The sequence below is a fragment of the Bdellovibrionales bacterium genome (genome assembly GCA_041662785.1).
GTDB lineage: Bacteria > Pseudomonadota > Alphaproteobacteria > UBA9219 > UBA9219 > UBA8914.
On the sequence record JBAZRW010000001.1, the window covers coordinates 156,478 to 182,355 of the forward strand.

21 protein-coding genes are annotated in these 25,878 nt (G+C 53.9%); 10 read left to right on the plus strand and 11 right to left on the minus strand.

Translation table 11 applies throughout. The annotated features are described in order from the left end of the window. Nucleotides 1-12: 12 nt before the first annotated feature. The 5 genes from metK to ybeY form a co-directional block, all read right to left on the minus strand. A complete protein-coding gene (metK, locus tag WC612_00755; GenBank protein MFA6279307.1) occupies nucleotides 13-1,191 on the minus strand; it encodes a methionine adenosyltransferase in 1,179 nt (392 codons plus the stop codon). Nucleotides 1,192-1,261: 70 nt separating this feature from the next. Beyond that, on the minus strand, nucleotides 1,262-1,720 hold the full coding sequence (locus WC612_00760) for a helix-turn-helix transcriptional regulator (protein ID MFA6279308.1): 459 nt from the start codon (nucleotides 1,718-1,720) through the stop codon (nucleotides 1,262-1,264). Nucleotides 1,721-1,785: 65 nt separating this feature from the next. After that, a complete protein-coding gene (gene lnt / locus WC612_00765) occupies nucleotides 1,786-3,294 on the minus strand; it encodes an apolipoprotein N-acyltransferase (GenBank protein MFA6279309.1) in 1,509 nt (502 codons plus the stop codon). A gap of 84 nt (nucleotides 3,295-3,378) precedes the next feature. Beyond that, the gene (locus tag WC612_00770) at nucleotides 3,379-4,278 is read right to left on the minus strand and encodes a hemolysin family protein (GenBank protein ID MFA6279310.1); all 900 of its coding nucleotides are present in this window, start codon (nucleotides 4,276-4,278) and stop codon (nucleotides 3,379-3,381) included. A gap of 28 nt (nucleotides 4,279-4,306) precedes the next feature. Further along, the gene (ybeY, locus tag WC612_00775) at nucleotides 4,307-4,828 is read right to left on the minus strand and encodes an rRNA maturation RNase YbeY (protein MFA6279311.1); all 522 of its coding nucleotides are present in this window, start codon (nucleotides 4,826-4,828) and stop codon (nucleotides 4,307-4,309) included. A 694-nt stretch (nucleotides 4,829-5,522) separates the two neighbouring features. Here ybeY and WC612_00780 point away from each other — a divergent pair. The 4 genes from WC612_00780 to WC612_00795 are packed head-to-tail and all read left to right on the plus strand — an operon-like array spanning nucleotide 5,523 to nucleotide 9,070. After that, entirely contained in the window at nucleotides 5,523-6,287 is a 765-nt protein-coding gene (locus WC612_00780; GenBank protein ID MFA6279312.1) for a hypothetical protein, read from the plus strand. A 40-nt stretch (nucleotides 6,288-6,327) separates the two neighbouring features. Next, on the plus strand, nucleotides 6,328-7,266 hold the full coding sequence (gene accD / locus WC612_00785) for an acetyl-CoA carboxylase, carboxyltransferase subunit beta (GenBank protein ID MFA6279313.1): 939 nt from the start codon (nucleotides 6,328-6,330) through the stop codon (nucleotides 7,264-7,266). 16 nt (nucleotides 7,267-7,282) lie between these two features. Then, nucleotides 7,283-8,611, plus strand: a complete 1,329-nt coding sequence (locus tag WC612_00790; protein MFA6279314.1) for a folylpolyglutamate synthase/dihydrofolate synthase family protein — start codon at nucleotides 7,283-7,285, stop codon at nucleotides 8,609-8,611. A gap of 48 nt (nucleotides 8,612-8,659) precedes the next feature. Next, complete coding sequence (locus WC612_00795; protein MFA6279315.1) at nucleotides 8,660-9,070, plus strand: bacteriohemerythrin; 411 nt, start codon at nucleotides 8,660-8,662, stop codon at nucleotides 9,068-9,070. Nucleotides 9,071-9,082: 12 nt separating this feature from the next. Here WC612_00795 and WC612_00800 read toward each other — a convergent pair whose 3' ends face one another. Together WC612_00800 and WC612_00805 are read right to left on the minus strand one after the other, a co-directional pair. Continuing rightward, nucleotides 9,083-13,339 carry a hypothetical protein gene (locus tag WC612_00800; GenBank protein ID MFA6279316.1) on the minus strand — a complete coding sequence of 1,419 codons (4,257 nt, stop codon included), beginning with the start codon at nucleotides 13,337-13,339 and terminating at the stop codon, nucleotides 9,083-9,085. A 30-nt stretch (nucleotides 13,340-13,369) separates the two neighbouring features. Continuing rightward, nucleotides 13,370-14,395 (minus strand): adenosine kinase, encoded by a 1,026-nt coding sequence (locus WC612_00805; protein ID MFA6279317.1) that lies wholly within the window; start codon nucleotides 14,393-14,395, stop codon nucleotides 13,370-13,372. A gap of 289 nt (nucleotides 14,396-14,684) precedes the next feature. Here WC612_00805 and WC612_00810 point away from each other — a divergent pair, with 289 nt between their 5' ends. The 3 genes from WC612_00810 to WC612_00820 all read left to right on the plus strand — a co-directional run bounded on the left by WC612_00810 (nucleotide 14,685) and on the right by WC612_00820 (nucleotide 17,372). Then, complete coding sequence (locus WC612_00810; GenBank protein ID MFA6279318.1) at nucleotides 14,685-15,338, plus strand: polymer-forming cytoskeletal protein; 654 nt, start codon at nucleotides 14,685-14,687, stop codon at nucleotides 15,336-15,338. A 401-nt stretch (nucleotides 15,339-15,739) separates the two neighbouring features. Then, complete coding sequence (locus tag WC612_00815) at nucleotides 15,740-16,456, plus strand: hypothetical protein (GenBank protein MFA6279319.1); 717 nt, start codon at nucleotides 15,740-15,742, stop codon at nucleotides 16,454-16,456. A gap of 13 nt (nucleotides 16,457-16,469) precedes the next feature. Continuing rightward, nucleotides 16,470-17,372: a succinylglutamate desuccinylase/aspartoacylase family protein gene (locus WC612_00820; GenBank protein ID MFA6279320.1), complete on the plus strand. Its 903-nt coding sequence runs from the start codon at nucleotides 16,470-16,472 to the stop codon at nucleotides 17,370-17,372. Here the strand turns inward: WC612_00820 and WC612_00825 are convergent. From WC612_00825 to WC612_00835, 3 genes are all read right to left on the minus strand, one after another. Further along, on the minus strand, nucleotides 17,353-17,730 hold the full coding sequence (locus WC612_00825) for a hypothetical protein (GenBank protein MFA6279321.1): 378 nt from the start codon (nucleotides 17,728-17,730) through the stop codon (nucleotides 17,353-17,355). The two genes, WC612_00820 and WC612_00825, sit on opposite strands and share 20 nt — an antisense overlap. Nucleotides 17,731-17,791: 61 nt before the next feature. After that, complete coding sequence (gene xerD, locus WC612_00830) at nucleotides 17,792-18,727, minus strand: site-specific tyrosine recombinase XerD (protein MFA6279322.1); 936 nt, start codon at nucleotides 18,725-18,727, stop codon at nucleotides 17,792-17,794. 11 nt (nucleotides 18,728-18,738) lie between these two features. Beyond that, complete coding sequence (locus WC612_00835) at nucleotides 18,739-20,703, minus strand: hypothetical protein (protein MFA6279323.1); 1,965 nt, start codon at nucleotides 20,701-20,703, stop codon at nucleotides 18,739-18,741. 312 nt (nucleotides 20,704-21,015) lie between these two features. On the opposite strand from WC612_00835, the gene WC612_00840 reads away from it, so the two are divergent. Together WC612_00840 and aroB are read left to right on the plus strand one after the other, a co-directional pair. Continuing rightward, nucleotides 21,016-21,555 (plus strand): shikimate kinase, encoded by a 540-nt coding sequence (locus WC612_00840; GenBank protein ID MFA6279324.1) that lies wholly within the window; start codon nucleotides 21,016-21,018, stop codon nucleotides 21,553-21,555. Then, the gene (aroB, locus tag WC612_00845; protein MFA6279325.1) at nucleotides 21,552-22,667 is read left to right on the plus strand and encodes a 3-dehydroquinate synthase; all 1,116 of its coding nucleotides are present in this window, start codon (nucleotides 21,552-21,554) and stop codon (nucleotides 22,665-22,667) included. Before WC612_00840 ends, aroB begins: the two co-directional genes overlap by 4 nt. Here the strand turns inward: aroB and WC612_00850 are convergent. After that, complete coding sequence (locus tag WC612_00850; protein ID MFA6279326.1) at nucleotides 22,664-23,707, minus strand: GTP-binding protein; 1,044 nt, start codon at nucleotides 23,705-23,707, stop codon at nucleotides 22,664-22,666. The two genes, aroB and WC612_00850, sit on opposite strands and share 4 nt — an antisense overlap. Before the next feature lie 168 nt (nucleotides 23,708-23,875). Between WC612_00850 and WC612_00855 the strand changes: the two genes are divergently transcribed. Next, nucleotides 23,876-25,825, plus strand: a complete 1,950-nt coding sequence (locus WC612_00855; protein ID MFA6279327.1) for a thermonuclease family protein — start codon at nucleotides 23,876-23,878, stop codon at nucleotides 25,823-25,825. The last annotated feature ends 53 nt before the right edge of the window (nucleotides 25,826-25,878 follow it).

The following is a 25,878-nucleotide window of genomic DNA, read 5'->3' on the forward strand; positions in this document are numbered from 1 at the left end:
GACTGCAATCCCTTACAAATTATAGGCTCGCTTGAGTTCCGCGACGAGGTCGAGGCGCTCCCATGAAAAATGGCCATCAGCCTCTGGATCACGGCCAAAGTGGCCAAAGGACGAAGTTTTTTTATAGATAGGGCGATTAAGGCCAAGGCGCTCACGGATGGCGCGGGGCGTCAGCTTCACGCAACCACGCAGCACATCGACAAGGTTGGCATCATCCACATGGTTGGTTCCGTCCGTTGTCGCATAAACGGCCAGAGGCTCTGACACGCCGATGGCATAGGCCAGCTCAATCGTGCAGCGATCCGCAATGCCCGCCGCCACGACGTTTTTCGCCATGTAACGCGCCATATAGGCCGCCGAACGATCCACTTTCGTGGGGTCCTTGCCCGAAAACGCGCCGCCGCCATGAGGTGCGGAGCCGCCGTAAGTATCCACGATAATCTTGCGTCCCGTCAGGCCCGTATCGCCATCGGGCCCACCGATGACAAAACGCCCCGTCGGGTTGACATAGAAAAACTCTTCATCGCACATCCAGCCTTCCGGCAAAGCCTTAAGCACATAGGGGCGCACCATCTCGCGGATTTCAGCCTGATCGGCTTTTTCATCATGCTGCGTCGACACCACAATGCGCGAAGCGCGGACGGGCTTGCCATCCTCATATTCCAATGTCACTTGGCTTTTGGCATCTTGACCCAATAGTGGCAACTTGCCCGCATGGCGATCTTCCGACATAAAGCGCAGAATGTTGTGGGAAAGCATGATCGGCGCAGGCATAAGTTGCGGCGTTTCATTGCACGCAAAGCCAAACATGATGCCTTGATCGCCAGCGCCCTCATCCTTGTTATCGCCAGCGTCAACGCCCATCGCGATATCGGATGATTGCGCGTGAATATAAATCTGGACGTCCGCCCACTGCCAGTGAAAGCCCTTTTGCGCATAGCCGATTTCACGCACGGCCTCACGCGCGGCGGCTTCCATCTCCTTTGGCGTGATCGAAGCGGGGCCACGGATTTCGCCAGCCAACACGATGCGGTTCGTGGTCGCAAGCGTTTCAACGGCCACGCGGCTGTGGGCGTCTTCTTTCAGGAACAGGTCAACGATGGAATCGGAGATGCGGTCACAGACTTTATCGGGGTGGCCTTCGCCGACGGACTCGGACGTAAAGGAAAAGTTCTTCTGGTTGCTGATCATCAAAGCCTCTTTTCAAAGGGTGGGAAAGGCCGCGATTTCAGCACGAATGGCAGGTAAGATCAAGAAAGGATTACTCAGAATCCGCCATAGACTTGATAAGTTCATACACCTTGCGGCGCGTCTTAATGTCCGTAATTTTATTGTAGGCACGGATAAGCTCCATCACCTCGCGGCGATACATAAACTCGCTGCCTTCAAACCGTGCTTCATCAAGTGGCGCCTGGTCATTTTCCGCAAAGCCAGCAGCGGTGCGAGAGCTTGTTTGATCATCGCCCATTTCTTCAAAAAAGTAAGAAACGGGAACATCCATCCCTTTCGCAAGTTGATAGAGGCGGCTGGCCCCCATGCGGTTGGTCCCGCGTTCATATTTTTGGATTTGTTGAAACGTCAGGCCACAAACCTTGCTCAACTTCTCTTGGCTAAGCCCAAGGAGGTTGCGGCGAAGACGAAGACGAATTCCGACATGCACGTCGATCGGATCAGGATTCGTCGTTCTTTTTTCTTTTTCCGGGGCTGGCGTTTTTGTCACTTTAATAATCACCCTAGTAAGCACGCGGTTGTATGCGTGATTCCACTTGAAAATAAAAGCCTGTTTTACGCGCGGTTATTCTGCTTTCTTCCTGCGCTGGCGCAGGTTTTTATTAAATTCAGTAAAGTCAATAAGATAAGGGTAAGGAAGAAAGGAAGGTAGTCCCCCCTCTTTGAAAAGAGAGTTCTTTGTTCAGCGGCCACGGGCAAATCGGCATCCAAAACGCCCTCTTGATCCGCTCCGATAAGCGCCGTGATTCGACCATAGGAGTCTACAACCCCTGTCTCTCCGCCATTGGCAACACGGACAAGTGGGATACCTTCTTCAACGGCACGGACGCGCGCAATCATAAAATGTTGCGCGGGGCCTATCGTACCATCGTACCACGCGTCATTGGTCGCGTTCAAAAGGAAGCGGGGGGGATCCTCTTTCTCGGCAACCTCGCCAGAGAAAATCGCCTCATAGCAAATCAAAGGACTAAAAGGCGGCAGGTTTGGCACGCGAAGAGTCCGCGCACCCTCACCCGCCGTAAAGTCCGTGCCCAGCGCCGTGATAACCCGAAAGGGAATGACAGAGCGGAGCGGCATGTATTCGCCAAAGGGCACAAGATGAAACTTGTCATAGCCCGCGATCAACGTCCCCTTATCATCCATCGCAACCAGCGCATTATAATAACGAAGCGTCTTCGCTTCGTTATTAGGCGCACGACGCACAACGCCTGTGATCAAAACGCTGCCCTTGGGCATCGCCTGCGCAATGCGCTGGCGGATGGCGGTTTCTTCCGTCAGGTAATAGGCGGTCGCCGTTTCTGGCCACAGGATATGCGTCACAGGCTTTTCGCCCTTAGTCTCAAAGCTGAGGCGCATCAGGTTTTGAAAATTGGCAAGGCGCCTTTCAGGCTCCCACTTCATCGCCTGCGCTAAATGGGGCTGCACCAAGCGCAGACGAACCGTTGGTTCTACGCCGTGACCCGCGCGGCTAAGGCGCAACTGCCCCGCGCCGCTCATCCCCGCCAAAACAACAAGGCCAAGACCACACGCCAGCCACGCCGCCTTGCGCGAAGGGAGGACAAAGAACAAAGCGGGCAACGTCGCAAGGATAAGCGTGACCAACGTCAGCCCATCGATACCGATCACGCTGACACTTTGTAAAACAGGCAGCGTGTCCGCCCAGACATAGCCCATAATATCCCACGGAAAGCCCGTCAAAAGGTGGGCGCGCGCCATGTCCGCCAAAAACCAACAGAAGGCGAAGAAGAAAACGTCCACCCCCCGCGCAAGGCCCCAGCGCCGCGCCAGCATCGCCGCAAGGCCATAATAGATGGCGAAAAGCGCGGGCAAGCCCGCGAGCGCCAAGGGCAAGACCCACCAGAAACTTTTGATGTCGACAAAAAGAGCGCCCGCAATCCAGTAAAGGGAGATCACCAGAAGGCCAAAGGCAAAACTCCATCCCACGGCAAAAGCCTCGCGGTCGCGGCGCGTTCCTTGCAGCAGTAAAAACAAAGCGGGAAAGGAGAGCCACAAAACGGGGGTCACGCCAAACGGCACAAAGGCGAAGGCCGCCAAAGCGCCCATGATAAATGCCCATAGACAGCGCGGCCTTATCGTCAACGCGGTGGTTTTACACAAAAAAGAAAACACCGGCGTTCTTATCCCCCCTTACACGTCGCTGCGTTTTAGGCCACGCACGCGCACGCGCTTGATCCGGTTTTGATCGGTTTCTAGAATGTCAAACATAAGGTCTTGAGCGCCTGCCACCGTCTCACCAATCGCAGGTAAATGCCCCGCCAGATGGAAAACGTAGCCCGCCAGCGTATCAATCGTCTCACGCTCGGCCTGCGTGAGCAAGGGACCAACCCGCGATTCAAAATCTTCAATCAGCATCGAGGCATCCACCAAAAGAGAGCCGTCATTGCGCGTGATAACAGACGCCGTGACGGGCGCGTCATGCTCATCCTCAATCTCGCCGACAATTTCTTCAACCAAATCTTCGATGGTCACAAGGCCATCGATACCACCGAATTCATCCACCACCATGGCCATATGCTGCCGCGTTTGGCGCATCTGGATCAACAGTTTGGAAACGGGCATCGAGGGCGCAACGAACAGGATCGGACGCAAGAGATCGCGAATGCGGCACGCTTTTCCCTCAGCCAGACAGGGCATCACGTCCTTCATATGCACCATGCCAATCGCATCATCTAGCGTTTCGCGGTAAGCGGGGATGCGGCTGTGCGAATGTTGGGCCATCAGCGCAACAAGCTCATCCAGCGGGCTTTCCACATCAATCGCAACAATCTGCGCGCGCGGGATCATGCAATCCCCGACCTCTTTGTCCCTAAGCGATAAAACATTGTCCAAAAAAACGCGCTCGGCTGTCGGCGCACCACCCTCATCGGACGAATCTTCGATCAATTCGTCCACAGCTTCATGAAGCGCTTGAACTTCGGCTGTGCCGCGCCAGCGGCCATGCACATGCCGCCACAAACGCGATAACCTACTCGGCGGTTCTTCTTTGTCGGCCGCCGCCACAGCCGTCTTTATAAGGGGATCGCTCATTGTTTTTTGTTACACGCTTTCAAGCAAGTTAATCGTCGTCGTCCATAGCCGCATAAGGATCGAGCAACCCCAAGGTTGCCATCACTTCGCGCTCTATCTTTTCCATAAGCTGCGCCCGCCGAGGCGTATCATGATCATACCCAAAGAGATGCAGTATCCCGTGAATAAGAAGATGCGTGAGATGATCCAAAGGCAGCTTACCCTCCGCCTTGGCTTCCTTTAGCACAACCTGATAAGCCACAGCAATATCGCCAACGTAAAGGGGGTCTTGCCCCGCCTGTTCCTTAAGAAGGGCGCGGCGCTCAAGCTGAGGGAAAGAAAGGACGTTCGTTGGCTTATCAACCCCGCGATAATCCCGATTGAGAACCTGAACAGCATGCGCCGTCGTGAGAAGAAGTGTCAGCTGGGCGCGGGAGGCGGCGGGCAAAAGTCTTTCCGGCAAAACCGCCAGCGTCAGCGCCGTTGCTTGCTCAAGACGCTTTTTCAGCCCCTTGATTTCGCCCCAAGGCTTGCTTTCGATGATAAGGTGAAGTCGCTCAGAAACGGCCATAATCTCTCTGTTGCGCGGGTGAACAGGGAGAGATTATCAGTTTTTCTTCCTTTGGACATTAAAATAAGGGGGAAGTCCTTTTCGCCCTCGCTGTTTTTAGAAAAAACAGGCTTATTTCCCCACCATATATATAACGTGCTGATATATATCATACTAAAAAATGTCCTTAACTATATTTTTCCCTTGACTCACAGGGACGTTTCTTCTATTGACATTGCTACGCGGAGCTGTGTCCGGGATCAGAGTTCAGGGGCCAGAGCGCAGAGTTCAGGGAAGGAAAGGCTTCGTGGCGACGCGAGGCCTTTTTTGTTGGGCGGTTTGTCCCTTTGCGTCATCCCGCACAGCGGATGGCGCGTAAGCGTCAGACGCGTGATGCGGGATCCAGAAGACTGGGCGATGAATGAATGATAGGGGGATGGCGGAGAGGAAAACTGGATACCGGCTTTCGCCGGTATGACGGTGGGAGCGTGGCGGCGCGAAGAGAAAGTTTTCTGGGATGACGGCTGGGGGGGACGGTGGGTGGGATGACGAAAGGGGAGAATAGAAACAAGACCTAACGCGTTAACCATGTTTTATAAAAATAAAAAAGGCGATGAAAGTAAAAGAGTAAGTTGAGTGAAAGAGGGAGCAAAGGCTATAACACAAGACATAAGGTCATACTTAAATAACCGTTTTTAACAAGGAACCATGGATTATGACGACAACCACTTCATCCGATACGCTTCTTCGTTCTTTTGGCAAGGCCGCAAAAAAGATGGGGGAAAGAGCGCTGGCCCTCATGAATGACAGATACGACCCTAAAGTCCCCCTCCTGTTTAACGCCGCTGTTATTGGTGGTGGACTTGCCTCACCGTGGGGATTGGGGGCCAACGCAACCTTGACTGGGCTTGTAATGCTCGCGGGCAATGTAGCTCTACACCATAAGAGGGTATCTCAAGGTCCATATTGTATGGCGGTTGTGGGGGGAGTGATGGCATTTATGGGGGGGATCGCCTTGCTCAATAACCAAATGGAACGACATATCTCATCCGCTCTCCTTAATTCCCCTGCCGGCTCAATAGAAATCAACCTTGGCACGACAGCGCGAGAAACCTTAGCGGCAGATGGTGATAGCCGGACAGTTTCTGTTTCCCAATTCGGTGAGAAAGCCGTTTATACAGCCTATAAAATAGAGGGTCAGTGGTACGCGTCCAACGTAGACACGGATTTATCTTGCCGTGATGAAAACACTCTGGTTTTAACTGGAGTCGCCTTAATGCCGGATGGGACATGGAACCAGAAAGAAAAAAAGGAACTTTACCTCTCCGTCGCCACCGATGCGCCGATAAAACAGGCATCCGTTTCCATTGGCGGAGAAACCTTCACCCCTGTTGATACTCCCTGTGAAGCCAAAAAAGCGGCTTTTATTAAACGTGCCAAAGCAAGTGGTGATCAGCGTTTAGCCCCAACACCGCGCTGAACTCTTGCTTTTTATGAAGCCAACCCGTAGCATGCCGCCCATGAACTGGCTTACAAACTTTGTCCGCCCCAAAATCCGCGCCCTTGTCAGCGCGCAAAAAGAGATTCCGGACAACCTGTGGGAAAAATGTCCGGGCTGCAACGCCATGCTCTTTAAGCGCGAGCTGGAGGAGCAGTTTAACGTCTGCCACCATTGTGGCGCTCACCTGCGCCTGCCGCCCGCCAAGCGGCTGGAGATGCTGTTTGATGAGGGCGCTTATGATTTGATCGCGCTGCCCAAAGCCACGCACGATCCTCTTAAGTTTCGTGACCAGAAACGCTATAGCGAACGCCTGAAAGAAGCCCAAAGCAAGACAGGTCAGAATGATGCCATCATGGTGGCCGAGGGTATGATGGGTGGGAAGGCCGTTATTATCGCGGCCTTTAACTTTGCCTTTATGGGCGGATCGATGGGCATCGCGGTTGGCGAGGGCCTTGTGACCGCCGCGGGGCGCGCCGTGGCCGCCCGCGCGCCTCTGATCGTCATTCCGGCTTCGGGTGGCGCGAGGATGCAAGAAGGCATTCTGTCCCTGATGCAAATGCCGCGCAGCATCATCGCCGCCAAGTCCGTCAAGGACGCGGGGCTGCCCTATATCGTTGTCTTTACCGACCCGACAACGGGCGGCGTGACGGCTTCGTTTGCCATGACGGGTGATATTCATATCGCCGAGAAAAACGCGCAGATTGGTTTTGCTGGCGCGCGCGTGATCGAAAGCACCATTCGCGAGACGCTGCCCCCCGGCTTCCAGCGTTCGGAATATCTGTTGGATCACGGCATGGTGGATATCGTCGTGACGCGCAGCGAGCTTCGCGATACGCTTATTCGCATTCTTGGCCTTTTGACGGGAAAGCCTTCCGCGAATAAGAACAAGGGCGCTGTGGCTGCGCCTGCTGGCCCGTTTCCTCACGGCGCGCGCACTTTGCCGCTACGCCGGAAATAACGCGGCTGCCCCGCGTATGGTTCTTTCTTCAACAACACGCCTTGAGCGCTTTAGAATAACACACGGCAAGGATATCGATCTGGGACTACGCTCACCCTACATCGATTTGCTGGCGGCGTTTGGCTCGCCGGAAAAGAGCCTGCCCCACCCGATCCTGATTGCGGGAACCAACGGCAAAGGCTCTACCTGCGCTTTTTTAAGAGCGATGATCGAGACCGCAGGAAAGTGCGCCCACGTCTATACCTCGCCTCACCTTGTGCGGTTTCATGAGCGGGTTCGCATCGCTGGATCGTTGATTAGTGAGGAGGAACTATCTTCCGTTTTGGCGGAAATAGAAGATAAAGCGGAAGAAGGCGGCCTGAGCCTTTTCGAAGCCGCCACCGCCGCCGCACTGATCGCCTTTTCACGGCACACCGCCGACGTCAGCCTGTTAGAGGTTGGCCTAGGCGGACGGTTGGATGCCACCAACATCGTGCCAGCCCCCAAGGCCAGCCTCATCACGCGGCTGTCGTTCGATCACCGCGAGTATCTGGGCAACACGATGGCGGAGATTGCGCGGGAAAAGGCGGGGATCATGCGCCCCCACACGCCATGTTTTGTTGCAAAGCAACCGTCCGCCGAAGCGCAGCAAGCGTTAGAGGCGCATGCCGCGCAGCTGCAAACGCCGCTGTTGATGGGCGGACGCGATTGGCACGTTGAAGTGGAAGATGAAGATCATTTCCGGTTTGTTAGCGAGGCACGTACCGTTTGCCATCTTCCGCGTCCCGCTTTGCTGGGCGACCATCAACTGGAAAATGCGGGCCTTGCCATTGCCTGCGCCGTGCAAGCGCTTTCGTTTGCCGTTGATGACGATGCTATCCGGCAAGCTATGCTAGGCGTGGAGTGGCAAGGCCGCCTGCAACGCCTGACCGAAGGAACCCTTGTCGATTGTTTGAAGCGCGATGAAGAATTATGGCTGGACGGCGGCCACAACGATTCCGCGGGCGAGGTTCTGGCCGCGCAAATAGAAAAATGGCAACATACCGATGGGAAGCCCATCGATCTTATTCTCGGTATGCTGGCAACAAAACATCCGGAAGAGTTTTTAAAGCCGCTGCTTCCTTTTATCCGACGCATCCGCACGCTAACCGTTGAAGGCGAGACACAAGCCCACAGCGCCAAGGCACTTGCAGACCATGGCATGAGACTTGGTGTAAAAGATTGCTGCGAAGAAATTTCTTTGAAAAAAAGTTTAGCCTCTCTATCCTCTTTAAACAACACACCTTCGCGTACGATGATATGCGGCTCGTTCTATTTAGTAGGTCAAGCCATGCGCGAGAATGACTTACATCAACAAAATATATAATCTTTTCCTGCTATAATGGGGGCCTGCTTTCTTTTAAGCGAGGATACCATGGCTTTTATAAACTGGAGCGACGATATCAGTACGGGCATCGAGTCTCTGGATGGCGAGAGAAAAAAACTGCTAACTCTTCTCAATTCGTTTTATGACTCCGTTCAAATGGAGAAAGGGGAAACAACCATAAGCCGCCTACTCGATGATCTTATCGCCTATACGGCAACGCTTTTTTCTCATGAAGAAGAGCATATGCTGGCAACGGGCTATCCCTCCTTTCATGAACATAGGGATGAACATGACAGGTTAAGGCAACAACTGATGGAATTCCATACCAAGGCAGAAGAGAAACTTACACATAGCTTGTCACAAGAAATCCTTGTTTTTTTAAAATGCTGGCTTCTTGTCCACTCGGTCTCTTGCGACCGCGCCTATGGCCCTCATCTTCGTGCCAAAGGGATCACCTAAAAGAAGCCGCACCTACTCCACACGAAAGCCCAAGGCATTCTGCGAATAGGAAAACACGCCCTGCTCGCCTCGCGCCCTCATCCAAGGAAGGATGTAATACCCAGCACGCAAGGGCTTAATCATGATCATGGTTTGCCAGTTGCCCGTTGGGTCTAGCGTAAAGCTAACGCCTGTTGCCGCTATAATTACCGAAGAAAGCGGCGCAAAATCACCCTCAAGCCACGGGGCGGCAAGGCCTTTCATAACGGCAGGATCACCCGATAACGGCACCATGGCCGCAAAGGCCGAATCCAGAGGCCATGTTAACCGCATCGGCGAAGCCCCTTCTTTTTTGTCACTTCCTTGAAGAACGAGTCCGTAAACCTCGCCAACCTTCAAGGGCATCCCTTCTTCCATTATCTCGCCATTCAGCTGGTAAACACTTCGCTTGATTGTCCCCACCGTATCCAGCTTCATCTTCTTCTTTTTATCTTGAGACGAAAGAGCAAGGCCATACAGAGGGCGTAACGAGACGTTCTTTAACGTGAGCCCTTTTTTATCCTCTGGCGTAAAGGAGAAGGCATGGACGCCGTAATACTTCTCGTCCGTCCCCTTAACCTGAAGACGCCAAGATCCCGCGCGCAACGCCGTCAGCGCAAAGCCTGTCAAGAAAGAGGCGCGTTGTTCAAAAGACACCTGCACAGCAAAAGGCTTCAGGCTTGCGACTGTTTTCTTAAGGGAGTCAAAATCATTTTTCTCATCAAGCGCCAGCAGGCGCAGCACAGCGCCCGCTGATGAAGATTCTTTTTCCGGTTCGCTTTCAAGAGTGCTTCTGCCCCGCTCCGCCCACCGCTGCGCCTCGGCTTCGTCCCCGCCTAATCTGAGGGCGAGTGCCAGCGCTGCTGCCGTAGCGCTGTTGAGGGTTTTATCTTGACTGGTTTCGGCAAAATAGCGAAGAGCCGATATGTCGATGCGCTTCTTTTGCGCCAACGCTTCAAACGCCAGCGCATGTGCCTCGCGTTCGTTTTCATCAAACCATGTGTTTTTAACCTTGGACTCTAACCATTCCGCTGCAAAGCTCCCGCTTTTCTCGTAACGCGCCGGAAGGGTCTTAAGCGCATAGGCCGTACCGGCTAAATCGCTAGGCTCCCCCATACGCGTTGGCGCAAAACCACCATCCCCGTTTTGCCTGTGCAACAATTCGTCTTCCCGCTTGACCATCAACCCGTTTAAAGACGGCCAGCTGAACAGCCCCAAATCGACAAGCGGCTGGCTCCAAAGCCGCGCCGCTTCTAACCACAACGCTATTTCCGTTGTCGTTTGAGGCTCGTCTTGCGCGAAAACGGCTAAGGCCTCTATCAACGATTCTGAAACGGGCAAGGGGGTCAGCAACGCCTGCTCCCCTTTTTCACTTGAGAAAATCTTGTCGGGCTCCACCGAAAAGGGCGTGGAAGTCAATAAGGAAACGCCGCCTTGAACAACACGCAACGGCCATTCTTGTTCTTGCATTTTGCCATTGGCGTGAATGAGTTTAAACTGCACGAGGCCGTCCGCTTCCCCCTGCGCCAACAGCGTTAAACGAAGCGTTTGCTTCTTGTTTTTACGAAAATCGAGTTTACCTTTTGTCGCCCCGATCAACGTCACTTTGGGGGGCGTTTTTATTTCATAACTATACAAAGCTTTTTCATCAGCGTTGTTTTCGATCATCAAAGAAAACGGCGCGCGATCCCCCTGCCAAAGAACGTCGGGCGGATTGCCGGAAACCTGCAAAGGCAGGGCCGCTTCGGTTGTCGCCTTGGCCCACCCCCATTGGTCATCATTCCACGCCATAACAGCGAGGGTCACGGCCCCCTTCTCCTGCGCTGATACATGAAAGGTCGCCTTGCCCTCTCCATCGACAAGGACAGGCTCCGTGATAATCGTTTTGCCGGACTGATCGGATAAAAGAACCGCTCTGGCCATAGTCTGCTTTTGCTTCGCCATCGCGCTAATTTGCGCCGTTACCCCCGTGGGAACTCCAACCGTTAGGGAAGCACCCGCGCCAATCTTAACGCCAAGGGTTTGCGTGGCGGAGGGCTCCTCTATCGTTTTCGCGTTAGCCTTCTTTGCAAAGGCCGCGTCGGCAGCTTGTCCACTTCGTGCGCCCGCTTCAAAGCTCCGACGCGCCAAAACGTCCCCACGCGCATTCGTAATTTCTAAAAGGTAGCGCCCCGTGGCAACAGGCCACGACACCTTATTTTCGCCAGAAGCGGCCAAGGCCAGAGCGTCCCCACCGACGCGCCGGTGTTGGGGAAGAAGTTTGTAATCCCAGTTACCTTCGGACGGGAACCATTCGAAGTTCCGCCCCTCTTCATAAACAACATAATACAAATCATTTTTCTCAACCCGTTTTCGGGAAGGATCAACAGCAATCACATCAAACTGCGCCAAGCCATTTTGAGCAAAGGGACGCTCATCCGGCAAGGCGCGCAGGCCAATAAGCGGCGAGGTTCGCCAAAGCGGCACAGTCACAGGGGCGGACTCAGCCCCCTCCTTCAAAGAAGCCTTAAACGAAAGGGCATCAAGGGCTGGATCAAGAACCCCTGTATCGAGGGAGAGGCGAGCCTCTCCTTTTCCATCGGTCATAAAGGGGATTTTATGGATGTTTTTATCTTCTTGCGCCGTCGCCGTCACACCAAAACGATAAGCCTCCCACCCTTCAAGAGAAGGACGCGCCGGATAAACATCCAAAACGCCTTCCTGATAGGGCAAGGCATTTCCTTTTTCATCATTCGTGCGGATACTTAGGTTTAAGGGCAAGGACAAGTCGGCGCCTGCGCGACTTAGGCTAACACTGACGTGAGCTTCTTGATCCGAAAGAGAAAGAGCAAATGTTTTTTGAGCAAGAACCTGCCCGTCTTTTTTCTGCCATGATAAAAACCATAAGCCCGCTTTCCCATTCACGGGCAAGGTCACAGGAACGACATGGACAGATTCTTTTTCGAAAGGAGAAACCGTTTGCTCACTATAAACGCGATAATCGGGCCCTAAAACTTTAAGAACCGTTTCTTCCCCCTCCTTCCCTTGTTCCATGGGCATCCGTGGCCGCAACAGGGCCATGGCGGTCTTGGAGAAAGTATAACGATCTCGATCCAGCAAAAGTGTAGCCTTTGGGCCCTGCGCCTCTTCGCTTAAAACACGGGAAGGCGCAATCTCGGCCATATCCAACGCGCCAGCGTCGCTTTGCGCGGAAAGCAGAAGCCCTGTCGCCTTACCTTCGGCTTTAACAGGCAGAAAAACGGAGCCGTCGTCTTTCGTTTTAGCCTCAGCCACCAGTTTGCCATCCCGCGACCAAAGAGCCACAGTCGCTCCAGTTGACGAATGCTGCGCCCCCTCTCCAGAAGAGACGATGGCCTGTACGCCTTCTTTTTCTACCGTGCTTAAAACATGCAGATCCGACACCAAGAACCATTGCCCCGCAAAAAGGGCGGGGGCCACGCCCTCTTTTCCTCGCGGCGTCGCCGCCAGATAATAAAGACCAGCCTTCAACGCCTCATCAGAAGGCAAAGGCGCAATAAGCGTTTGAGCCTCATTCGGGCGATCACCAAAAACCAAATCGCTTTCGAAAACGACTTTTCCCTTTTCACGCGCAAAAGTCTGGCTTTCCGAGGGGGATAAAGGGGACTGCTTAAACTGTTGCCACGCGCCCGCAAAAGTATTTCGATCCTCAAAACGATAAAGGGTCAAATGCGTGGCCAGAATGTTGACGGAACGCAAAACATGCGCCATCCCGTCAACCTTTCCTCCTTGCGCCTTATCTTCGTTTGGACTCTCTCCTGTTTTCATATGACGCGGCAAGACAAACAAAGTGCCGTCCTCAACAAAAGACAAAGAGGCTTTGCGATCAGGAACGACAAACGACAGCGTATAAGACGATGCCATCGGCTCGCCCGTCTTTGATTCCAGTCCCCGTAAGACAAGATGATAGGAAGAACGGTGATCCAGTCCCTGCACACACAAATCTTGTGACGTGAGGCTTAAATCTTCTGGCTCAATTTTTTTAAGCTTGCCCTTTTTCTTGATAGAAAGGTCGGCCACGATCTTGGTGCGATCCGTCTCATCAAAAGGCTGTGTGAACGACAAACACACCTCAGCCTTAGGCGCTTCGACATGAACGCTATACCCCTTTACTTTAAAAGGAACAGAGGTCGCCCCTTTTTTTGTTATCAAGGGCTCGGCTTGCGCGAAGCTACCCGATAACAAAAAAACAAAAACCGCACTCGTCACGCACTTTAAGACAAAGATTTTCATGCCGCCCAACACTTGTTCCGCACCAGAAACTTAAAGCTTGATGCCTTTGGTTCTCACCAACTCTTTTAAATCATGCTGGGGACGAGGACCATAATGACCAATGACCTCTGCCGCTGCGATAGAGCCAATGCGCCCGCTGGTCGGTAAATCATGGCCATGCGTGAACCCATACAAAAAGCCTGCCGCAAACAAATCGCCTGCGCCTGTTGAATCAAGGAGAACCGGAACGGGTTCAGCCTCAATCTTATAGGTCTCAGCCCCATGTGTAATGACCGCACCCTTTTCACTACGCGTGCACACCACGATGCTGCAAAGCGCACGCGCTGCATCAATGGCCTCTTCAAATGTCGACGCTTGGTAAAGAGACATGAGTTCAAACTCGTTGGTAAGCAGGCAATCAACCTCGTCCCGCACCAATTCCTGAAAGCCCTCACGATGACGATCCACGCAAAACGTATCGGAAAGCGACAACGCCAATTGTCGCCCCGCCTCATGCGAGATTTTAGCCGCAACGCGAAAAGCCTCTTGCGCCTTGGGCTTATCAAACAAATAGCCTTCCAGCAACGTCACGCTAGCATTGGCCACTTGCTGCGCGTCAATGTCTTCAGCCGACAAATCAACGCAAGCCCCCAGATAGGTGTTCATGCTGCGCTGCGCATCCGGCGTTACAAGGATTAAGCATCGCGCTGTCGCAGAGCCTGTCTTCGAAGGCGTCGTCGGATAATGGACGCCAGAAGAGCGCATATCGTGACGGAAAATGCCCCCCAGCTGATCATCCTTAACCTTACCAATATACGTTGGTGTCCCACCAAGTGCGGCAATGCCTGCTGCCGAATTGGCGATGGAGCCGCCGGACATTTCAATGCCAGGGCCCATCGTTTTATAAAGGAAATCGGCGCGGGCTTCATCAATCAGGGTCATCGACCCTTTGACAATGCCATGCTCTTCCAAAAAGGCGTCATCGCAATCAGCAATAACGTCAACAATGGCATTGCCTACCGCGCAAACATCATAAATAGCAGGAACAGGATGGGGGGGGACGGTACGGATAACCATGAACGATGACCTCTAAAAAAGAAAAATTAAGGATAACGGGTTCTTTTACCCTACCTTATCTTTGGCCGCTAGTCTTTAACAACCCGACAAAGAACAAGGGGCTACCCTTTTGATTCGCCATATGGATTCATGTTATCCCCATAATACACTGAAATCAGGGCTCCAAATATCTTGCCTGTCAGGCTTCATCCATGCTACTGCCAACAGAGGGGAACTCGCCAAGTGCTTGAACCCAAAAAAGCGCTACAAAGCGCCTTATTGCTTGATCGTTTCGAAGGGGGAACCAAGAATGTTTGGACGTAAAGATATCAACGAAGAGACTGAAACAACGCAAGAACAAACTGATACGTCCATGCAAAGTCCGGCGACACCTCGCGCTATGATGCCTGACGCCCCACGCGCCATGAGCCCCGCGACAGCCCCCCATTTACGTCGCCCTACCGAACCAACACACAGCCGCCGTGCGGCAACGCCCGTTGATCGTGATCGTGGCGGCGATACAGGCGAGCGCAAGCTAACCGTTGGCAAGGGTCTATCCCTCGCCGGTGAAATCACGGCTTGCGATGTTCTGGTTGTCGAAGGTAAGGTTGAGGCCAAGCTTTCCGATGGTAAGTTGCTGGAGATCACCGAGACAGGCCAATTCCGTGGCAGCGTCGAAATCGAAAACGCCGATATCGCCGGACGCTATGATGGCGATCTAACTGTTCATGGTCGTCTCACCATTCGCGGCACGGGTCGCATCACGGGCATCATCAAGTATGGCGAATTAGAAGTAAGTGCTGGCGGCCAGATCATCGGCGAGATGTCAGTTGTCGGCGGCGGCGCAGCCGCTACCGCACAGACCAATAAGCCCAGCTTTAAAAGCGCAGCCAAGTTCACAGCCACACAAGATGGGGACGAAGATCCCGCCCTCTTCTCTCGCAAAACCGCCGTCGGCGGCTAAGCGGCTTTTGGTTTAAGACAGAATAAAAAAGGCGACACCCCAAGGTGTCGCCTTTTTTCTTACTTCCCTCTCTTGAAAATATTTTTTTATCTTGCCTTTTTTCCACCAATCCCTCACACTGTCCTCATGATGATGTTCGCACACACCTTTGTTCTGACCTTTTTGCGACGCGGCTAACGCCGCCCCATCATGCTTGTCTGCTGCGCAGACCTTTCCCCAAAATATCAGTTCTATGCCACCCTTTTGACCATTATAAGAGGCTAGAGTTTATGTTTTATACGCCCTTTTTCTTTCTTGTTTTGTGCCGACGACGTTGATCCTCCGTCGAGCAAGGATATGCCTTGCCCCATGAGCTCATCTTTCTTCGATAGCAAAAACAAAATGAAAAAGGAGACACGATCATGTCTATTATTACACCCTGCACGCAAACTTATGCCCTGAAACAACTTTTACCAAGCGACCTTCCCCAAATAATGACCCTTCAACAAACAGTCATTGATCATCTGCCCCCGCTTAACAAGAATTTTATTGTCCCGAAAACAGCCGAACAGTTTCATCAAAGAATGACACAATGCGGGACGATGATAGGCCACGTGACTCAAAATGGAGCCCTTGTAAGTTATGGCGGCATCGCCTTTCCCACAAAGAGTTGGCCGACAGCCGATATGCTCATCAACCCCCAAACCTTGCCATGCGGGCCCACATCACTAAGCGTTATTCAAAACAGCGTCGTCCACCCCGAGCACAGAAAAAAAGGCCTTCACGGCGAACTTATTGCTGTACGGGAGCAGCTGTGCAAAACACACGGGAAAAGTCATGCGATGGGGGAAGTGGCAGCCGCCAATCCTGCAAGTCTTAAAGGCTTTCTAAAAACGGGCTACCATGTAACGCATGCTTCCATCGATCCCGATGACGGGTGTCTCCTCCTTTTTCTCCATAAGACGCTTGGTGCTGCGCCAACGATTTTAAAGTCGCCCTCGGCGCTCTCTCTTGATCCCGTTAAAAAGTTTTCCAAGGCAAAATTGTTGTTAAACAAAGGACATCGGGGACACGCTTTATCCAGAACAGATGATAAGAACGGGTACGTTCTGCATTTTTGCACTTTGGCTCTTAAATAAAAAGGAGGCGACCATGAAACCATCTTTTTACCACATGCATGAAATTCACAGTTTTTCTTCCCTTGAAAAGGGGCCTAACCTTCTTGTTTTTGGCGCGATCCACGGCAATGAGGTTTGCGGGCCTGCCGCCATTCGCAAGATTATTCCTCGCATGCAAAAAGGACAAATTACGCTTAATCGGGGCAGTGTAACATTTGTTCCTGTTTGCAATCCACTGGCTTACAAAAAGGGGAAACGCTATATTGAAAAAAACCTTAATCGCGTAATTGCCCCTCAAACCGCCCCCCAACTCTATGAAGAGAAGCTGGCCGGTCAATTAGTTCCCTTGATTGATGCTTGCGACTGGATTCTTGACCTTCATTCTTATGAAGCGGATGGGCCTGCCTTTGTCTTTCAAGACGTCGACAACAAGAAAACGGAAACCTTTGCCCGTTGCCTTGGTTCCTATCCAATCGTAACGGGCTGGCTAGATATGTATGCGGCCCCCGATGCTTCCGTTACCAATGGGGGCGACACGGTTTCCTATGCTCACCTTCAGGGTAAAACAGGGGTCGTCATCGAGTGCGGACAACACAACGATCCCCAAGCGATCCTCGTCGCAGAAAAGGCCATTTTGTCAGCGATGCGCTACCTTGGCTTAACGGCCCAACCAAAAAAGATAAAAGAATGGCCTATGTCTCAACTTGTTGTGAAAGGTTATAAGGTCTTTTCAAAACGCCAAAAAGGTCGGCTTGTCAAAAAATGGAAACATCTTGATCCAGTTAAAAAAGGCGAAGTGATCGCCGTTTACCACGATGGAACGCAGGAAACGGCAGACCACGACGCTTTTATCATGCTCCCCAATAACAAAGTAAGCCTTGGGGAAGAATGGTTCTATTTAGGCAAGGGTAACGCCGTTACGGCGCGGGCGCAGTGACAGGTGCGGGGGTTGCCCCCGTCTTTTCCTGCAACTTATCTTGAATCTTTGCCTTGATCTGTTCGCGGTTGGTCTGGCGGGATTCTTTTGCCTTTTCCCGCAGGGCTTTCATCTTTTCGCGGTTGGCTTTAAGGCGCTCGGCGGTCGGCTTGTTCTTTTCCCTGATCGCCTTAATCTCGCCCTGCGCCGCCTTCATCTTTTCGGCGTCCGCCTTTATGGATTCCTTCAGCGTCGTCATTTCCTGCTGCGTCGCACCTTGGGGCGCGGCGGGCGAAGCCGCATTTTGCGCCTGTGCGGGGGCGCTTACAGTGAGCGATAAAACAACCAGAGCAAGATAAAACGTCAACGTGTGTTTCATGTGATGACTCCTTACAAAAGGGGGAAACGGGGCTTTAGTTTTATCCTTTTTCTTCTTTCTTTCAAGACCGTCTTTTCGTTGTTGTTTTACCCGCCAAAGGATGGTTTTCGGCCACCGTTCGCGCAAGACGATCCGTCGCAACATGCGTATAAATCTGCGTCGTCGCAATATCGGCATGACCTAGCATCGTCTGCACGCTGCGCAGATCCGCGCCATGCTCGATCAAATGCGTCGCAAAGGCATGACGCAAAACGTGGGGGCTAAGCCTTTCGGGCGCAAGGCCAGCCTCTAGGCCGACCTGCTTCAGCTTTTGGAAAAAGCGTTGGCGCGTAAGGTAACCCGTCTTGGATTGCGCTGAGGGAAACAGAAATGCGGATTTTGCGCCGCGTGCTTTTTGGTAATCCGCCCGCGAGTCAATCCATGCCTTCACCGCCTCAATCGCGGGATCGCCCAGCGGCACAACGCGCTCTTTGCCCCCCTTGCCTCGCACCTGCACAACGCCACGATCAAACAAAACAGCGCCGAGAGGCAAACTGACAAGCTCACTCACGCGCAGGCCCGATGCATAGAGAAGCTCTAGCATCGCACGAAGCCGCAGCCCCTCGCGTCCCTTTATCTTGTTCACCACCTTGATCAGCGCCAACACTTCTTTTTCGCTAAGATACTTGGGCAAGGAGCGCCCCAAGCGCGGCGCGTCAATATGGCGGGTAGGATCGTCCATTCGCATTTTCTCGGACGCGAGGAAACGAAAGAATTGGCGCAGCGAGGACAACCGCCTTCCTTGCGTGCGCGGCGCGGCGGCACGAAGCTCATGCGCGATATAGGCGCGGATATCTTCTTCATTGGCTTTTTCCAAGCCAACCCCGCGCTTGGTCTGCATAAAGGTGGCGGCAAAGGCCAGATCGCTGGCATAGGCCGCACGCGTATTGGCGGACGCGCCACGCTCGGCCAGCATCATATCCAAAAAAGGCTCAATCAAAAGACACGGGAAAGACATAAGCGTCTCCCCTAATCCGTTAAAGCCACTATAGCCTCACGCGCCACCGCTTGAGCCTCTGCGGTCAAGCCCAAGAGGCGCAAGGCGCGGATAATATCCACCTTGACGCCCAACGTCGCATCACCCGCTTGACTGCCCATCAGGATAAGGCTGAGCAAGACGGCCTCACCCTTTCGGCTTGCTGCCGCAGCCTGCCTTAAGCGATCCAGAAGAAGGGGCGACGGAGTCATCTGTTTGGTTGGCGGCGTGATGTCGATCACACGCTGCCAAACCTCTTCCGGCACGGCATAACCCAGCGCGGCAAGGACCAACAACGTTTCTCCAACTTTCTCGCGCTGCGCATGCAGGCGATTGCCGTCCTCGCCCCCCACAAGGCTAGCGTCAAGCCATACGCGCAACCCTGCGGCATACTGGCCATCCGGCACAAGGCCTGCGGTAGCGAACAACGGCCAAGAAAGAGCCAGTGCTTGTGCCAAAGAAGGCGACCGCGCCGCGTTCTCTTGCGCCAAGACAAGCCAAGCCGCCGCCTGATCTGGTTTCCCCGCCAACACCAACAGACGCGCCGCCGTCGGCGCAAAGGCATTAGAGTCCGCCGTCACGGGAATCGTGCCCACAATCTCGGCCAGCAAGGGACCTTGGCCGCCACACAACGCGGAAAGCTCCATGCCGTCCATATATTTTTGGATCAACTCGATCTTTTTGCCCGCCGCCTGTTCGTTCTTCAGCGCCTGATAAAGAATGGCGCGGGCGCGAGGGCCTTTTTCAACGCTGCTGTTCATTGAGGCCACTTCTTCGGGCGTCAGGGCAACACTTTGATAGGCCGCCGCCAAGGCATGGGGTGAAATAATGCCCTTCGCCGCCGCTCTTTCTGCCAAGGATAGACGCGCCTTGTCATCCTCGGCCTTCGTTAAAAGGAGTTCAGGAACAAGGGCCGCATCGGGATGCGCGTATAGCTCCGGCGGCAACGGAATCTCTGTCTGCCGCAAGGCCGCGAGCACCATGGGACGCAGCGGCGTTAGCTGGCGCGGAAGCTGCTTGCTTCCACCGATCACGTTACGGTTCATGAGCGAGAGAAAAATGTCGTCCTTGACTTGCTGCTCGCGCATCAAATCCAACCCTAGCTGCACAGCCTTGTCATCCTTGGCGCGAAGCTGGCAAATCAACAAAGCCTTTTGCCATTCGTCTTTGGATTCTTCCGTTTTACCGTGAGCCTCCATCATCGCAGGGATTCGCTTACACACCTCTTCACTGTGATGGCCGATGATGGCGGCTTCGGTTAATTGACGAAGGGTCACAGAATCCACCCACTTGGCATCTGCCAAGGACGCCAGATTCCACGCCTCGCTCACAGCGCCCAAAGCCATCAGCCCCTCGATCCGCTGGGCGATAAGATTACGCGGGGGCTTCTCGCCGTTCGCCGCGGGCAAGGGCGCTGCCGCCGTGCTCATAAACAAGCGACGCGCAAGGTCATTCAGCGCCGCCGAGTCCGTCGGCAGACTGACCGCTGGCATCAAACGGTCAACAACAGGTCTTGCCGTATTCTCCCACAAAGAGGCTCCAAGCCCGCCATTGGCGGGGGACAACAAGCCAACCGTTTCAGGATCAACATCGGCGAGCGGCGCAGACGCGACAGGCTCGGCCAGAACAAGAGGCTCGCTTGTCGTGGGGGCAGGAATAGGGAGCGCCGACACTGAGTCAGGAGCCACCTCAACGGCGGGAGCCTGCGCCGGAGCCTTCGTCTTAAACGGAGGCGGAACGGTTAAATCTTTCGTCGCAGAGGCATCCGATTCTGGATTTTCAACCTTCTTCGCTATGTTCGTTTTTGTTTTTGCCACGGGAAGTACGGAAACGGGCGGCGGGAGGAAGCTGGCCTCGCGGTCGTCAACAGGGTCTTCAGCGCGGACAACACGGGTCGTTCCACCGTATACAGACAGAAACAACAAGAGCGATATCGCCCAAAAAGCACGATGATTCATAAGCCCCCCTTTATCTTGCCCTTCATAAGGCGTATAGATATACCAACGGTCATGAATACTGACTCTTATGGAAAGCTTTTTCCTTTAGCGTCATACCGGCGAAAGCCGGTATCCAGTCGCGCCGTGTCCACGGCGCATAAGAGTCTTATGCCGCGCAGACGCGCGGCGCTGGATCCCGCTTTTCAGCGGGATGACGAAAGGGGATTTGTCCGTCCATGTGTCATTAATCATAACCGTTGATATAATATGCCCGTTACGGTTCAGGATGTACACATGAGACTTTTTCCAAAGATACGATTTTAAGGCTCTTTTATGAAATCTTCCCCCTCCCTTCCCCATAGTCTTGTCCTGATCGGCATGCCCGGATCCGGCAAAAGCACGATTGGCCGCAAGGTGGCCGCGCGCCTTGATCTGCCCTTTACCGATTCAGACACCGAGATTGAAGCGGCAGCAGGCATGACTGTCCCCCAGATTTTCTCGCAATTGGGTGAGCCTGCGTTTCGGATGGGCGAGCGCAAGGTCATCGCGCGGCTTCTGGACGGTGAGCGTTGTGTTCTGTCAACGGGTGGCGGCGCGTTTATGGAAGAAACAACACGAGCGCTGATTAAACAAAAGGGCCTCTCCTTATGGCTCAAGGCTGATTTAAGCATTCTAATCGAAAGAACCTCGCGCACCAAAGACCGCCCCTTACTGCAAGGTGACAATCCGGCAGAGATTTTGCAAAATCTGATGACCAAACGCGAACCCGTCTTTGCGCAGGCCGACCTTACGGTTATAACGGGGGATAACCCCATCGACGTGACGGTAGACGCCGTCGTCAACGCTTTAGAAAGACATCTTTCACAATCATGAACCACGCCCTTGTCCCCATCGCGTTGAAAACGCCTGATCGCGCCTATAACATCCTGATCGGGGAAAACCTGATCGCGCAGGCAGGAACGCTGATCGCGCAAGAGTTAGGCCGTAAAAGGCTGCTGATTGTCACGGACGCCAACGTGGCCAGCTTTTACCTTGCGCCGCTTGAGGCCACGCTGAAAGAAGCGGGGCATACTGTCCTGCCCTCTATCGTTTTACCGGCAGGCGAAAAAATCAAAAGCTTTGATTTTCTGCAAAAGCTTATGGCGCAGCTGTTTGATCGCGCCATGGATCGCGGCGTCACGCTCATCGCACTAGGCGGTGGCGTGATCGGCGACCTGACAGGTTTTGCGGCCTCCATCACGCTACGCGGGATCGACTTTATCCAAATTCCGACAACGCTGCTGGCGCAGGTGGATAGCTCGGTCGGTGGCAAGACAGGGATCAACAGCGCCTTTGGCAAAAATACTGTCGGCACATTTTATCAGCCGCGCCTTGTGCTGGCCGATAGCAAGGCCCTTGATACGCTGCCCCGCCGCCAATTGCTGGCAGGCTATGCGGAGGTCGTCAAATACGGCCTGATCCAAGACGCCGCCTTCTTCGCGTGGTGTCAGCAAAACGTCCACGACCTATTGCAAGGCGAGGGCGAGGCAAGGGTCACCGCCATCCAAAAAAGCTGCGCGTACAAGGCCGCGATTGTCGCGCAAGATGAACGCGAGGCGGGAAGCCGCGCTCTGCTCAACCTTGGCCATACCTTTGGTCATGCGCTGGAAGCAGCGGCGGGTTATGATAACAATACCCTTTTGCATGGCGAGGCCGTGGCCATCGGCACGGTTATGGCCTTTATGCTTTCGGCCTCGATGGGGCTATTTCCTGCTGCCGATGCACAAGCCGTGCGCGAGCATTTCGTGCAAGCGGGTCTTCCAACAGCCCCCGCAGCGCAGCCCTATGATATCGACCAGCTGATGGCCTATATGGCACAGGACAAAAAAGCAAAAGAAGGCCGCCTAACTTTGATCCTGACGCGCGGCATCGGTAAAGCCTTTGTCGCCGCCGACGTCGATCCCGCCACCGTCCGCGCCCTGTGGGCGCAAGTCACAAAAGCCTAGCTAATGCACGCAAGGAAAGAGGCGCGGAGCTCTTTTTCCTTCAAGTCACGCCCGATCAGGACAAGGCGGCTGACACGGCGACCCGTCGCAGGCCAAGACGACAGAGCGCCACCCTCAAGCGTCATGCGAACGCCTTGGATCACGATTTTGTTGTCCTCGCCCGCAAAATGAAAAATGCCTTTATAGCGCAAAAGATCGGCTCCCTGATTTTGCGCAAGCGCCGCCAACCAGTTTTGAGTTTTTTCCGCATCCATCGGCTTTTCGCTGACCAAAGAAACACTTGTGATCGTCGTATCATGCCGGAAAACGGGGACAGGCTTCGCCGCCGCCATACAGCACCCGCACGCACACTCGCCCTCATGCGTGTGTTCAGGGGCTTCTTCCTTTTCCTCTTGTTCCTCATCAAGGGCGGCCAGTTTCTCGGCTACCGCCTCTAAAACAAAACCGCCTTGCCCCATGATAGCCTCAAGAGGCACAACACCGCGCGACGCGACATGAATGGTCGCAAAAGGATTGATCGTTTTAAGAAGCGTTGTGATATCCGCAACCTCCCCCTCGCTCACCAGATCGGTTTTGTTCAGAATAAGACTATCGGCAAAAGCGATTTGCGTCTCAACCTCAGGGTCGGCCTTAAGCTGCTCTTTGACATGCGCGGCATCGACAAGCGCGATCACGCTATCCAGCGCGGTGCGCAAGGACAGGTCAGGGTCGGTCAAAAAAGTCTGAGCCACAGGTGCGGGATCAGCAAGGCCCGTCGTTTCGACCAGAATGCCGTCAAAACCGTGGGCGCGGCGCATCAAGCCGCTGATCACACGGATCAAATCGCCACGAATGGTGCAACAGACGCACCCATTACTCATTTCAAAGATTTCTTCGTCCGAGGCCACGATAAGATCGTTATCGATGCCAATCTCGCCAAACTCGTTGACCACCACGGCATAACGCTTACCATGCGAGGCCGTCAGAATATGATTAAGGAGGGTTGTTTTACCCGCGCCTAAAAATCCCGTCAAAACCGTCACCGGCATTTTTGTTGCCATCTTTTTTCCTTTCGCCCACGCTTTGCATGAAAACAAAGGGATAGAACCTCTTACCCTTTCATGCAAGAGGCGTAAACTTTCCCCCTCAACAAAAACGAGCTTCCCGCTTCCGCCCAAATAGGGTAAACAAGAAGGGTCGCCAAGGCGAATAAAGGGGACTTTAGGATCATGACGCGTATCAAAATTTTGTTTATAGGGATGACCCTCCTTTTCGCGTGTGCAACGGCGCAAGCCCAGATCATGCCCGCGCCAAAAAAATCGCCGCGCACACCCGTCAACAGCGAAGTCCTTTTAAACAAAGCTGCCATGCCTGCCTCACGGCGTTTAGAGGGTCAGGCCGATGTTCTGGATGCCGAACGCCTGCGCCTTAATGGCTATGAAGTCAGGCTCTATGGCGTCGTCCCCCCGCAGATGAGCGCCACCAATGGCCCCCAAGCCCGCGCTGTCGTGGATGCTTTGGCGCAAGGCCCCGTGACATGCCAGATCAAAGACCGTGACCGCGAGGGACGCTTGCTGGCTCTTTGCCATAACGCGGCCAACGCTGATTTTGGCCTTGAGCTTTTAAGGCGCGGCCTTGCCGTCAGCGCGCGCGGCACGCTGCAATCTTCTGATTATGCCGAAGCCTATCTCGCCGCCGAGCAAGCCGCCCAGAACCAGCGGTTAGGCCTGTGGGCCACGGGCACGCCCGCCGCCGCTTCGGATAAAAGCCTAAGCGAAGCTGCTGCCAAGGCCGCTGCGACCAAGGCCGAAATCGCGCGCCTCAAGGACGAAGAAGCCAAAGCCAAGCTTGAGCTGGAATCCCTGACCGCCGTCGCCGCCGCTTCGTCAAAGGCCAAAGAGGCCGCACCCCCTGCCGTCGACAATAAGGCAAAGAACAAAGCTGAAGCGCCTGAAATAAGCGTTTCTTTGGCCGATGTCGCCGCGACCACCGTACCCATGCTATCGGATGAAAGGCTGGGGCTTGCCCCTACCGACCTCCTTCCTCCCCCTTTGAAACAAGAACAAAGCTTCTTGGAACACTATCAACTTTTGGTGACGGGCCTCCTATTTCTCTTGACGACTTTGTGCGTGACGGGCGCGGTGACGCTGTACCGCCTGCGCCAAAAACGCGAAGACGTGAAGTCTATCGCAGCGGCGCTACGCGGGGAACTTATGGCGGCGCGTTCTATTTGTCAGGCACGCCTTGCTAAAATCGCCCAAGACAACAACGAAAAAACGACGAGCTGGCCACGCATTCGCACGCTGGTTTTTCAAGCCTATGTCGGCCGCCTTGGTCTTTTGGGCGCCGATTTGTCGCGACAGATTGCCTCTATTTACGGACAATCCAGTGATTATGCTTCGTACTACAACGCCAATGACGGTCATGGCGAAGGGGCGTCAAAGCGTCAAGCCATGGAATCCCTTGTCCGCCATATCGAAGAAGTCACGCCGCGCTTGTCGCAAATTGAGCAAAAGGGTTTTCTGCCGCAACACACCAGAATTGCGGCCAACGCCAGCTTGCCTCAAATTCCGCCCTCAGACAAACAACAGCCCCTTTCCCTAACGCAAGAAGAGCAGGCGTCCCCACCGCCGGATGGCCCATCGGGCACGCCCGCCCCTGCCCCCGTTCTCGCCACAGAAGAGAAGGAAATACCGCCTGAAATCGCGGCCAGCCTATCGGAAACAAAGATTGAAGTGATGGCCGAAACACGGGCGACAAAACCGACTGTAACGGAAGAACCGGAGGCGCAGGAAACACTGCCCCTCACCCAAACGAGGAACAAAGCTCCCATACGAAAAACTGGAATCTCCAAGCCACAAGATGCGGCCCACCACGAAGACAATACCGAAGAGATGGATTCTTCAAAGCGCCCCCCCTTGGCCGAACGCGCCATTACGAAGCCCGCTGCCAAAGCGCCACCCTCGCGCATCAATTTTGCCGCACCACTTCTTGAGAGACTCTCAAAAATAAAAAATAGAACAGCCGCCCCACCAAGGAGTGTCGAGCATCAAGATTTAATCAACTTCTCTATTCCCGATTACGCCAATCTAACAGAGGAAGAGCTGGAAGCCCTACTCTACGCCGAAGAAGAATTTTTGACGGCATCACCTGTCGGCAAGTCGCAAAAAACGGGCTGAAGACTTCTTCTCTTGCCTAAGGGCCTGCCTCCTGCTAGTCTCAATTTAGAAAC

Bases quoted from the DNA above. Each gene is read 5' to 3' on its own strand.
- metK (MFA6279307.1), bottom strand. From the start codon at position 1,191: ATGATCAGCAACCAGAAGAACTTTTCCTTTACGTCCGAGTCCGTCGGC.
- lnt (MFA6279309.1), bottom strand. From the start codon at position 3,294: ATGGGCGCTTTGGCGGCCTTCGCCTTTGTGCCGTTTGGCGTGACCCCC.
- WC612_00770 (MFA6279310.1), bottom strand. From the start codon at position 4,278: ATGAGCGATCCCCTTATAAAGACGGCTGTGGCGGCGGCCGACAAAGAA.
- ybeY (MFA6279311.1), bottom strand. From the start codon at position 4,828: ATGGCCGTTTCTGAGCGACTTCACCTTATCATCGAAAGCAAGCCTTGG.
- WC612_00780 (MFA6279312.1), top strand. From the start codon at position 5,523: ATGACGACAACCACTTCATCCGATACGCTTCTTCGTTCTTTTGGCAAG.
- accD (MFA6279313.1), top strand. From the start codon at position 6,328: ATGAACTGGCTTACAAACTTTGTCCGCCCCAAAATCCGCGCCCTTGTC.
- WC612_00790 (MFA6279314.1), top strand. From the start codon at position 7,283: ATGGTTCTTTCTTCAACAACACGCCTTGAGCGCTTTAGAATAACACAC.
- WC612_00795 (MFA6279315.1), top strand. From the start codon at position 8,660: ATGGCTTTTATAAACTGGAGCGACGATATCAGTACGGGCATCGAGTCT.
- WC612_00800 (MFA6279316.1), bottom strand. From the start codon at position 13,339: ATGAAAATCTTTGTCTTAAAGTGCGTGACGAGTGCGGTTTTTGTTTTT.
- WC612_00805 (MFA6279317.1), bottom strand. From the start codon at position 14,395: ATGGTTATCCGTACCGTCCCCCCCCATCCTGTTCCTGCTATTTATGAT.
- WC612_00810 (MFA6279318.1), top strand. From the start codon at position 14,685: ATGTTTGGACGTAAAGATATCAACGAAGAGACTGAAACAACGCAAGAA.
- WC612_00815 (MFA6279319.1), top strand. From the start codon at position 15,740: ATGTCTATTATTACACCCTGCACGCAAACTTATGCCCTGAAACAACTT.
- WC612_00820 (MFA6279320.1), top strand. From the start codon at position 16,470: ATGAAACCATCTTTTTACCACATGCATGAAATTCACAGTTTTTCTTCC.
- WC612_00825 (MFA6279321.1), bottom strand. From the start codon at position 17,730: ATGAAACACACGTTGACGTTTTATCTTGCTCTGGTTGTTTTATCGCTC.
- xerD (MFA6279322.1), bottom strand. From the start codon at position 18,727: ATGTCTTTCCCGTGTCTTTTGATTGAGCCTTTTTTGGATATGATGCTG.
- WC612_00835 (MFA6279323.1), bottom strand. From the start codon at position 20,703: ATGAATCATCGTGCTTTTTGGGCGATATCGCTCTTGTTGTTTCTGTCT.
- WC612_00840 (MFA6279324.1), top strand. From the start codon at position 21,016: ATGAAATCTTCCCCCTCCCTTCCCCATAGTCTTGTCCTGATCGGCATG.
- aroB (MFA6279325.1), top strand. From the start codon at position 21,552: ATGAACCACGCCCTTGTCCCCATCGCGTTGAAAACGCCTGATCGCGCC.
- WC612_00850 (MFA6279326.1), bottom strand. From the start codon at position 23,707: ATGGCAACAAAAATGCCGGTGACGGTTTTGACGGGATTTTTAGGCGCG.
- WC612_00855 (MFA6279327.1), top strand. From the start codon at position 23,876: ATGACGCGTATCAAAATTTTGTTTATAGGGATGACCCTCCTTTTCGCG.